This is a genomic window from Roseovarius halophilus (ex Wu et al. 2025) (genome assembly GCF_047086965.1).
Window position 1 is genome coordinate 61592 of the sequence record NZ_JBKOTX010000006.1, and the last position, 10484, is coordinate 72075.

The 10484-nt window shown below is 65.6% G+C and carries 11 protein-coding genes; 7 read left to right on the plus strand and 4 right to left on the minus strand.

The features are described from left to right. Window positions 1-96: 96 nt before the first annotated feature. Together ACH107_RS02255 and ACH107_RS02260 are read right to left on the minus strand one after the other, a co-directional pair. Window positions 97-1470 (minus strand): L-serine ammonia-lyase, encoded by a 1374-nt coding sequence (locus tag ACH107_RS02255; RefSeq protein WP_412504475.1) that lies wholly within the window; start codon window positions 1468-1470, stop codon window positions 97-99. Next, window positions 1470-2180 (minus strand): glutathione S-transferase family protein, encoded by a 711-nt coding sequence (locus ACH107_RS02260; RefSeq protein ID WP_412504476.1) that lies wholly within the window; start codon window positions 2178-2180, stop codon window positions 1470-1472. The genes ACH107_RS02255 and ACH107_RS02260 overlap by 1 nt, the downstream gene beginning before the upstream one ends. Window positions 2181-2333: 153 nt before the next feature. Here ACH107_RS02260 and ACH107_RS02265 point away from each other — a divergent pair, with 153 nt between their 5' ends. The 7 genes from ACH107_RS02265 to ACH107_RS02295 all read left to right on the plus strand — a co-directional run bounded on the left by ACH107_RS02265 (window position 2334) and on the right by ACH107_RS02295 (window position 8843). Next, window positions 2334-2477, plus strand: coding sequence for a hypothetical protein (locus ACH107_RS02265; protein WP_412504477.1), 144 nt, complete (start codon window positions 2334-2336; stop codon window positions 2475-2477). A gap of 83 nt (window positions 2478-2560) precedes the next feature. Then, window positions 2561-3349, plus strand: coding sequence for a ribose-5-phosphate isomerase RpiA (gene rpiA, locus ACH107_RS02270; RefSeq protein WP_412504478.1), 789 nt, complete (start codon window positions 2561-2563; stop codon window positions 3347-3349). Window positions 3350-3364: 15 nt separating this feature from the next. Continuing rightward, window positions 3365-4720: a glutathione-disulfide reductase gene (gene gor, locus ACH107_RS02275; RefSeq protein WP_412504479.1), complete on the plus strand. Its 1356-nt coding sequence runs from the start codon at window positions 3365-3367 to the stop codon at window positions 4718-4720. Between the two features lie 68 nt (window positions 4721-4788). Next, window positions 4789-6012 (plus strand): FtsH protease activity modulator HflK, encoded by a 1224-nt coding sequence (hflK, locus tag ACH107_RS02280; RefSeq protein ID WP_412504480.1) that lies wholly within the window; start codon window positions 4789-4791, stop codon window positions 6010-6012. Next, entirely contained in the window at window positions 6012-7043 is a 1032-nt protein-coding gene (gene hflC, locus ACH107_RS02285; RefSeq protein WP_412504481.1) for a protease modulator HflC, read from the plus strand. Before hflK ends, hflC begins: the two co-directional genes overlap by 1 nt. Then, window positions 7040-7237, plus strand: a complete 198-nt coding sequence (locus ACH107_RS02290; protein ID WP_412504482.1) for a DUF2065 domain-containing protein — start codon at window positions 7040-7042, stop codon at window positions 7235-7237. Before hflC ends, ACH107_RS02290 begins: the two co-directional genes overlap by 4 nt. 157 nt (window positions 7238-7394) lie before the next feature. Then, window positions 7395-8843 carry a Do family serine endopeptidase gene (locus ACH107_RS02295; protein ID WP_412504487.1) on the plus strand — a complete coding sequence of 483 codons (1449 nt, stop codon included), beginning with the start codon at window positions 7395-7397 and terminating at the stop codon, window positions 8841-8843. 60 nt (window positions 8844-8903) lie between these two features. Here ACH107_RS02295 and ACH107_RS02300 read toward each other — a convergent pair whose 3' ends face one another. Both ACH107_RS02300 and truB read right to left on the minus strand, forming a co-directional pair. Beyond that, window positions 8904-9506 (minus strand): DUF1643 domain-containing protein, encoded by a 603-nt coding sequence (locus ACH107_RS02300; protein WP_412504483.1) that lies wholly within the window; start codon window positions 9504-9506, stop codon window positions 8904-8906. Beyond that, window positions 9503-10408 (minus strand): tRNA pseudouridine(55) synthase TruB, encoded by a 906-nt coding sequence (gene truB / locus ACH107_RS02305; protein ID WP_412504484.1) that lies wholly within the window; start codon window positions 10406-10408, stop codon window positions 9503-9505. Before truB ends, ACH107_RS02300 begins: the two co-directional genes overlap by 4 nt. Window positions 10409-10484: the final 76 nt, after the last annotated feature.

The following is a 10484-nucleotide window of genomic DNA, read 5'->3' on the forward strand; positions in this document are numbered from 1 at the left end:
GTTCCCAGGCATTCAATAGAGACTCAAGGCTGTCTTTGCCTCACACGGTTGTCGAATATCCGATCGCCTTTCGAAACACCTACGTTGCGGACGTGATCAACAATTCGGCACGTTCACCGCCAGCCCGCCCAGCGAGGTTTCCTTGTACTTCTCGCTCATGTCGGCGCCGGTCTGGCGCATGGTCTCGATACAGGCGTCGAGCGGCACCAGATGCGTTCCGTCGCCGCGCAGCGCCAGCGAGGCCGCCGACACCGCCTTGATCGCACCCAGCCCGTTGCGCTCGATGCAGGGGACCTGCACCAGCCCCTTCACCGGGTCGCATGTCATCCCGAGGTGATGTTCCAGCGCGATCTCGGCGGCGTTCTCGATCTGCGCGGGCGTTCCACCCAGAACGGCGCAGAGCCCGGCCGCCCCCATTGCCGCCGCGCTGCCCACTTCGGCCTGGCAGCCCGCCTCGGCCCCGGAAATCGAGGCGTTGTATTTCACCAGCCCGCCGATGGCGGCCGCCGTGAGCAGGAATTCCTCGACCTGCGCGTCGGTGGCGCCGGGCACGTGCTCCAGCCAGTACTTGATGACCGCCGGCACCACGCCGGCCGCGCCGTTGGTGGGGGCCGTCACCACCTGGCCGCCGGCGGCGTTCTCCTCGTTGACGGCCATGGCATAGGCGCTCATCCAGTCGTTGATCTTGTGCGGGGCATTGAGGTTCGTGCCCCACTCCGCCAGCAGCGCGTCGCGGATACCCTTGGCCCGGCGCTTGACATAAAGGCCGCCGGGCAGTTCGCCCTCGGTGCTCAGCCCGCGATCGATGCAGTCGTTCATCACCTGCCAGATGCGCGCCACGCCCGAGCGCAGGTTTTCCGGCCCGCCGCGCGCGACCTCGTTGGCCTTCTTCATCCGGGCGATGGTCTTGCCCGATGTCTCGGCCATCTCCAGCATCTCGGCGGCGGACTTGAACGGGTAGGGCACCGGCTCGCCCTCGTCGGTGTCGCGCCCCGCGGCCAGTTCGGCGTCGGTCAACACGAAACCGCCGCCGACGGAATAGTAGGTTTCCTGCAGGATCACGTCGCCCTGCGCGTCGGTGGCCATCAGGACCATGCCGTTGGCGTGGCCGGGCAGGTTCGGGCCGAAGTCAAAAGCCAGATCCTGCTTGGGATGGAACCTCAGCTCCGGCAGGCCGGGCGGGCGAACGGTATGCGTCTCGCGGATTTGCGCCAGCACCGCCTCGGCGCGGTCGGCGTCATAGTTTTCCGGTTGGAACCCGGCCAGCCCGAGGATCGTGGCGCGGTCGCTTGCATGGCCGACCCCTGTAAAGGCCAGACTGCCATGCAGCGACCCCTTGAGCCCCGCGCAATCGAACGGCGCGGCGCGCATCTTGTCCAGAAACCGCCCGGCGGCCACCATCGGCCCCATGGTATGGCTCGATGACGGGCCGATGCCCACCTTGAACATGTCGAAGACGGAAAGGAACATCAGGTAGCACTGCCTTCTGGTGGTGTCGCGTACTCGGGCGCCGTGAAGGGGTGCGGCCCCAGCCCCTCCGCCCTTATCGCAGCCCGGACGCTCGGGCAATGTTCCAGACGCGCCGCCATGGCGTGCAAGTGCGGCCAGTCGCGCAGGTCGAGCCACCCGGCCCCGCCGTCGGGCGCGGGGTAGAGCGTGAGCCACCGCAGCAGGCAGGCGAGGTAGAAGTCGATGACCGATGGCGCCGGTCCCCCCAACCAGCCCGGTCCCGTGCCCGCCACCTTCTCCAGCTTGTCCAGTTCACCGGCGATCTCGGTTTTCATGTGTGCGCGCAAAGCCGCTTGCGCGGCCGTGTCCGCGCCTGTGTACCGGTCGGGCCTGAGCCGCATCCGCAGCGCGGGATGCAGCGTGTTCGCGACGCGGAAATGCCATTTCAGGAATGCGGCACGTTCCGGGCTGTCGGGGGCGGGGGCCAGTTGCCCGTGCCGGTCGGCCAGCCACAGCAGGATCGCCCCGGTCTCGAAGATGGGCCCGTCGGGCGTTTCCAGCACGGGGATCAGCCCGTTCGGATTGAGCGCGAGATAGGCGGCCGAAAGATGTGCCCCGGCGGCGCGGTTCACAAGAACCGTCTCGAAAGGCTGGCCGATTTCGGTGAGCGCGAGGCGAACGATCAGCGACGCGTTGTCCGGCGCGTAATGCAGGCGGTATGGAACTGACATGCCGCCACCCTAACAGATTGCACGCATTGATCATGCCGGATTGCGACCGTCGCCCGGGATGGAAACGGCATGTGTTAATCCCGGCGTAACCGACTCGCCCCCATTCTATCGGCAAGACGGCAAAATGGGCCGCGGGCCCGACCGGAGGATGGAATGAAGTTCGCACCGCTGATCCTCTTGCTTTGCGTCGTGGTCATCCTTGTCACGGGTGGCGCGCGCGCCGGCGATCCCCCGCCATCGACGCGCGTCATGCCGCACGGGGATATCCTGCTGGCGCCAGGCCGGGCGGCCCACTGACAGAGCGCCGGATCGGGCGATTCCCCCTCGCACCCGCGGCACATCTTGCCTATAAGCGCGGTGATCAACGGGGAGTCGCTGCCATGACCGGAGAATTGTCACCCATCGACAAGGCCAAGTTCGTGGCCGCGAAACGGTCCGTCGATTATGTCGAGGACGGGATGCGCGTCGGCCTTGGAACAGGCTCCACCGCGGCGTGGATGGTCCGCTGCCTCGGGGAGCTGGTGCGTCAGGACGGCATGCGCATCACCGGGGTGCCCACCTCCAACCGGACAGCCGAACTGGCGCGCGAGGTCGGGATCGACGTTGTCAGCCTCGACGAGGCCAAGTGGCTCGACGTAACCATCGACGGCGCTGACGAGTTCGATGGCAACCTCAACCTGACAAAGGGCGGCGGCGGCGCGTTGCTCCAGGAAAAGATCGTCGCCACAGCGTCCGACCAGATGATCGTGATCGCCGATATCGGCAAGGAGGTCGAAACGCTCGGTACCTTCCCGCTTCCGGTCGAGGTCATCCCCTTCGGCTGGCAGACCACGAAGTCGCTGATCGAGGAATTCCTCGTCTCGATGGACGTGCTGGGCCGCGACGCGACGCTTCGGATGAACGGCGGCCGGCCCTACGTCACCGATGAAGGCAACTACATTCTCGATCTGCATCTGGGGCGCATCGGCAATGCCAACCAGTTGTCGATGGTGCTCAACCAGGTCCCCGGCGTCGTCGAGAACGGGCTGTTCATCGACATCTGTGACGTCGTGATCCTCGGTTTCGGCGACGGCCGGGTGGAAACGCGCGACATCAACGAGGGCACGGTCGAGGAGGACAGGCTGGATTTCGTCGAATCCGACAACCTTTTCACCGATCTTCAGGACTGAAACGAAGGGGCATCCATGGCATTCGATTACGATCTTTTCGTCATCGGCGGCGGTTCCGGCGGCGTCCGGGCCGCGCGCGTGGCGGCACAGGGCGGGGCGCGCGTCGCGCTGGCCGAGGAGGACCGCTACGGCGGCACCTGCGTGATCCGGGGCTGCGTGCCCAAGAAACTGATGGTCTATGCTTCCGAATTTCCCGGCGCCATCGCCGACGCGCAGGCGTTCGGCTGGACGGTGCACGCCGGCGGATTCGACTGGCCCGCGTTCAAGGGGAAACTCCATGCCGAGCTTGACCGGCTCGAAGGTGTCTATCGCGGCATCCTGAGTAAAAACGGCGTGGAAAGCTTCGATGCCCGTGCCCGGCTGGCGGATGCGCACACGGTGGCATTGTCCACCGGTGAGTGCGTGACGGCCAAGCACGTGCTGGTGGCCTCGGGCGGGCGGCCGGTCAAGCCCGACATTCCGGGCGCCGAGCATGGCCTGACAAGCAATGACATCTTCCATCTCGATGACCTGCCGCGGTCCATCCTGATCGTCGGCGGCGGGTACATCGCCTGCGAATTCGCCGGCATCCTCAACGGGCTGGGCGTCGACGTGACGCAGTACTACCGCGGGGCGCAGATCCTGCGCGGGTTCGACGAGGAGGCCCGCGGCCTGATCGCCGACGAGATGATCGCGGGCGGGGTCGACCTGCATCTGGGCACCAATATCCTCTCGATGGAAAAGACCGGGGGCGGCTACAGGGTCAAGGCCACCAACGGGACCGAGAAAATGTTCGACGAGGTGATGTTCGCCACGGGCCGCGCGCCCAACACCGATGACATGGGGCTGGCCGATGCCGGCGTGTCGCTGGGCCGCCGGGGTGAGATCGTCGTTGACGAGTACAGCCAGACATCGGTGCCCTCGGTCTATGCGATCGGTGACGTGACGGACCGCGTGAACCTCACGCCGGTTGCCATCCGCGAAGGCATGGCCTTCGTCGAGACTGTGTTCAACGGCACCCCCACCCCGGTTGACCATGAGTTGATCCCGACGGCGATTTTCACGCAACCCGAGTTCGGCACTGTCGGCCTGTCCGAGGAGGACGCGCGGGAAAAGGGCCCGATCGACGTTTACACCGCTTCCTTCAAGCCCATGCAGCAGGGTTTCGCAGGCCGGGCGGACCGTGTGCTGATGAAATTGATCGTCTGCCGGGACACGCGCCGCGTGCTGGGTTGTCATATCGTCGCGCCGGGCGCCGGCGAGATGATCCAGCTTGCGGGAATCGCCGTGAAAATGGGCGCCACGAAGGAGGATTTCGACCGGACCGTGGCCGTGCACCCCACCATGTCGGAAGAAATCGTGACCATGCGAGAGCCGACGCGAAGCGCTTGATTTTTTGCCTGTCCTGCACAGGTTAGTGAGGAACGTCCCGAGGGACGCGACAAAGAGGGAAGATTTAGATGGCTGGACATTCTGGCGGCCCCTGGGGCGGCAGCGGCAATTCTGGCGGCGGCCGTGGCGGTGATGATCGCGGCGGCAACGACCGGGGCGGCCGCAAACCCCCCGAGGGTGGTGGCCCACAGATCCCCGAGATCGACGAGTTGATGAAGAAGGGTCAGGACCAGTTGCGCGTGCTCATGGGCGGGCGCGGTGGCGGTGGCGGCGGCACATCCGGTGACGGGGGTGGCCCGTCTTTCGGCAGGGGTGGCTTCATTCTCGGCGGCCTGATCGCCGTCGTGCTGTGGGGTGCGGCCAGCTTCTACACCGTCAAACCCGAGGAACAATCCGTCGAACTTTTCCTCGGTGAGTATTCATCGACCGGCACGCCCGGTCTGAACTTCGCGCCGTGGCCGCTCGTGACGCACGAAGTGGTCAACGTGACCTCCGAGCGGACCGAGGATATCGGCATGGGGCGCGGCGATAACCGCGACGGGCTGATGCTGACGACCGACGCCAACATCGTCGATATCGATTTCCAGGTGGTCTGGAACATCAATGACCCGGCGAAACTGTTGTTCAACATCCGCGACCCGCGGCTGACCGTCCGCGCCGTGTCGGAGGCGGCGATGCGCGAGATCATCGCGGCGGCCAACCTCGCGCCGATCCTCAACCGGGACCGTGGCCTGATCGCTGATACGGCGCGCGAGAACATCCAGGAGACGCTGGACGACTACGAAAGCGGGATCAGCATCGTGCGTGTCAACCTTGATACGGCCGACCCCCCGCGCGAAGTGATCGACGCCTTCCGCGAGGTGCAAGCCGCCGAACAGGAACGCGACCGCCTGCAACGGCAGGCCGACGCCTATGCCAACCGTGTTCTGGCCGAGGCGCGTGGTGATGCGGCCCGCCTGCTGGAAGAGGCCGAGGGGTACCGCGCCCGCGTGGTCAACGAAGCGATCGGTGAGGCCAGCCGGTTCGTTGCCGTGGCGCAGGAGTTCAACCGCGCGCCCGAGGTCACGCAGCGTCGTCTGTACCTCGAAACTGTCGAGCGCACGCTCGGCCAACTCGACAAGGTGCTCATCGACGAAGCCAATACCGGCGCCGGGGGCGGGCAGGGCGTGGTGCCCTATCTGCCGCTCAACGAACTGCGCCGCGGGGGCTCGTCCACGCGCGACACTGATGGCACATCCTCAAGCAACACGTCCGGCATGTCGTCCGGCAACACCAGTCAAGGGTCGAACTGATGCGCAAAACCGCTCTTCTCCTGCCGGTCGCGGTGCTCGCCGTGATCGGCATCCTCTCGGCCATTTTCATCGTGGATGAACGCCAGAAGGCGCTTGTCCTGCAATTCGGCCAGATCAAGCAGGTGGTCGAAGAGCCGGGCCTCGGCTTCAAGATCCCGATCATTCAGGAGGTGGTACGGTACGATGACCGTATCCTGTCCTTCGATACCGACACGATCGAGGTGACGCCCTCGGATGACCGCCGCCTCGTGGTGGACGCGTTCGCGCGGTACCGCATCTCGGACGTCGTGCAGTTCCGCCAGGCTGTCGGCGTAGGGGGCATCCGCGCGGCGGAAGATCGGCTGTCTTCCATCCTGAACGCGCAGATTCGCGAGGTTCTTGGCGCCGATCAGGTCACATCCGACACGATTCTGTCACCGCAGCGCGGCGATCTGGCGCGGCGCATCCGTGACAATGCGCGATCCAGCGCCGAGGGGCTCGGGCTCGCGATCGTCGACGTCCGGCTGAAGCAAACCAACCTGCCGCAGCAGAACCTCGAAGCGACCTTCGCCCGGATGCGGGCCGAGCGTGAACGCGAGGCCGCCGACGAGATCGCACGCGGTAACGAGGCCGCGCAGCGCGTGCGCGCCGCGGCAGACCGGACCGTTGTCGAAACCGTTTCGAACGCCGAGCGCGAGGCCGAGATCACGCGTGGTGAAGCGGATGCCGAGCGTAACCGCATCTACGCCGAAGCGTTCGGCAACAACCCCGACTTCTTCGCTTTCTACCGGTCGCTCACGGCATTGGAACGTTCGCTTCAGGGGGATAACTCGACGCTGGTCTTCTCGCCGGATAGCGAATTCCTCGCCGAGATGTTCAAGTCGGTCCGCGCCGACGGGCTGTCCGAAGTCGCGATCGACGATCTGGACATCGAGCGGCTGCGCGAAATGGCGCCCGAATCCGAGATCTCGCCCGACCTTCCCGAAGCCGAACGTGAACGGCTGGAGCAGGATCAAAGCCGTCAGGAAGAAGGCCAAGAGGCAACGAATTGATCGAGACCGCACTACTGGCTCTCGGGTTGGTACTTGTCGTCGAGGGGCTGGTCTACGCGCTGGCCCCTTCGATCGTCGAGCAGCTTCTCGCGGCGCTCAGCCAGTTTTCGGACGAGGCCCGGCGAATGCTGGGCCTTGTCGCGTTGGCCATAGGCCTGGTTCTGGTCTGGGCCGCCAAGACGCTCGGCGCTTGACCGCCGATCACGTGTCACATCACCGTGAGACCGCGATCATTTCTTTGCGAGCGAGCGAAGCACACCTACATACGTGGTGTACACCGGGCATTGGCGGGACCGATGCCAAATTAGGACAAGCGAAGGAGACCCTGGCGTGACAGTCCAAGCAGTTCCAATGCAGAAAACCCACCCCGGACCGATACGCGCGTTGTGGTTGATGGCTCTCACCGTGGGCTTGATACTGGCACAGGCTATCGCCGCGCAGGCGCGTCCCGACAGTTTCGCCGGTTTGGCCGAACGTGTCAGCCCGGCGGTCGTGAACATCACAACCTCGACGGTCGTTGCGCAACGCGACGGCCCGTCGCCGATCGTGCCCGAAGGTTCCCCGTTCGAGGACTTCTTTCGAGAATTCCAGGACCGGAACGAACGTGGCGACAGGCCACGCCGCTCGTCCGCGCTGGGCTCGGGGTTCGTGATCTCCGAGGACGGGTTCGTCGTGACCAACAATCACGTGATCGAATCCGCGGACGAGATCGTCGTCGAATTCTATTCCGGCCGGGAACTGGCGGCCGACGTCGTGGGCACCGACCCGAAGACGGATATCGCCCTGCTCAAGGTCGAGGCCGAGGAGCCGCTGCCGTTCGTCAATTTCGGCGACAGTGACACAGCCCGCGTCGGCGACTGGGTGGTCGCGATGGGCAACCCGCTGGGCCAAGGGTTCTCATTGTCTGCAGGTATCGTGTCGGCCCGCAACCGCGCGCTCTCGGGCACGTACGACGACTACATCCAGACAGATGCGGCCATCAACCGCGGCAATTCCGGCGGGCCGCTGTTCAACCTCGATGGCGAGGTCATCGGCGTGAACACGGCGATCCTCAGCCCCACCGGGGGCTCCATCGGTATCGGGTTCTCAATGGCGTCCAACGTGGTCACGCGCGTTGTCGACCAGTTGCAGCAATTCGGCGAGACCCGCCGTGGTTGGCTCGGCGTACGTATTCAGGACGTCAGCGAGGATGTGGCCGAAGCGATCGGCCTTGAAAAGGTGGCCGGGGCGCTGGTGACGGATGTCCCCGACGGCCCGGCGCGCGAGGCAGGCATGAAAGCCGGTGATGTCATCGTGTCCTTTGACGGCAAGGATGTCGAGGATACCCGCGGCCTTGTCCGGCAGGTGGGCAACACCGCCGTCGGCAAGACCGTTCGCGTGGTCGTCTTCCGCGATGGCAATACGCAGACGCTCAAGGTGACGCTGGGCCGCCGCGAAGTGGCCGAGGGCGCGGTGCCGGCCGCACAGCCGGGCACCGATCCCGCCGAGCCCAGCGAGAAGGAGCTGTTCGGCCTCACGCTCAGCCCGCTCGACGACGAGTTGCGTTCGCAACTCGAACTCGACAGCGATGCGACCGGCCTTGTCGTGAAGGATGTCGACCAGCTGTCGGAGGCCTACGAGAAAGGCATGCGCGCCGGCGACGTGATCACCGAGGCGGGACAGCAGAAACTTGTCACGATCAGTGATCTGGACAACCGTATCGACGAAGCGCGCGAAGCGGGTCGGAAATCCGTTCTGCTGCTCGTGCGCCGCGCAGGCGAGCCGCGTTTCGTCGCCCTGCCGCTCGACGCTGAGGACTGACGCAGGCTCCTGGCGCCCAGCGTCGTACTCTCCAGGGCGCCCCCGGCCGGGGGCGCCTTTTCACTTTCGGCGACAGCGTTCCGGATCGGGCTCGGGCGCCGCCGTCTCATCCGGCACCGGGAAATCGATCAGCTGTGAGTCCTTGCGCAGGTAAAGCGGATGCTTGGCCGAGCCGTCCTTGTTCAGGCCAAAGCATTTCAGGGGCTTTCCCGTCGCCCGCATCGCCGTGAGCACGCGCCCGACAAGCGGCCCGAACCGCTTGTGGAGCTTGCCGAAGGCCAGCACGATCACCGCCGCCTCATCCGCCATGTCCAACAGGGCCGGGATGTTGTCCGGGCTCATGGCCAAGTCGGGATCCGCGGGAATGTCCTTGGGCGAGGTCGCGCGCCAGTCCAGAACATTGCCCTTGAGGTAGCGGGTATACCCCCAGTCGCGCGCGAACATCAGTTCCCTGTGGCAGGTCGGGTCGGACATCTCGGCGCTGGCGACAGAGGGGTTCATGCCGATGAAAAGGATGGCGCGGGGCGGCTCGTTTGCCGGTGTCCAGTCACGTGTCAACGCGCGCCGATACCGGCCGCAAGGGGAAAAACTGGCACCGCCTGTCACGCCGTCGGGCAATTTCAGCCGGACCTTCCCGCCGGGGTCGTGCGCCGTGTCCGTCACTGGTTGAACACCCGGCTGGGGTGCAGGGCGCCGGCCTTGAACCGGCCCACCGCAACGGCTCGGCCATCATGGGCTGCCCAGCATTCCTCGCCATACTCGACATCCGTCGCGATCACGAGGCCGGGGTTCCCGTTCCGCAGCTTGGCAAGCCCTTCGTCCGTGCACGAGACGCGGGGCAGGTCGGTCAGCCCGTCCTCAAGGGGGCGAATCCGGGCATCCAGGTCGGGTGTTTGCGCCATGGCGTCGATCTCTTCCACCGTCACGCCGTCTTCCGCGTCGAAAGGCCCCGACCAAAGGCGCCGCAATTCCGTGACATGCCCGTGGCAGCCCAAGGCCGCCCCCAGGTCGCGGGCAATGGACCGCACGTACCCGCCCTTGCCGCAGGTCATCTCGAGCGTCACGTGATCGACATCGGGGCGACCCGTCATGACCAGTTCCTCGACCCAGAGCGGCCTTGCCTCCACCTCGAAATCCTCGCCGTCGCGCGCGAGCTTGTAGGCGCGTTCACCGTCGATCTTGACGGCCGAGTATTTCGGCGGCACCTGCATGATCTCGCCGACGAAAGCACCGAGCGCGGACTTGACCTCGTCGTCTGAGGGGCGGACATCGCTCTCGGCGATCACCTCGCCCTCGGCATCGTCGGTGTTCGTGGCCTGCCCGAGCCGGACAGTGAACGCATAACACTTGAGCGCGTCCGTCACGTGGGGCACGGTCTTGGTCGCTTCGCCAAGGGCAACGGCCAGCACGCCCGTCGCGTCAGGATCCAGCGTCCCGGCATGGCCGGCCTTTTTGGCTTGCAGGGCCCACCGCACCTTGTTGACCACGGCTGTCGAGGTCATCCCGCGCGGTTTGTCGACAACCAGCCATCCGGAAATGTCGCGGCCCTTGCGTTTGCGTGCCATCTCGTCGCCTCATGTCACGGTGAAGCCGGCGGCGTAGCGCAAGCCCGGAAGGCTGTCAATCAGCACACCGTAGCGT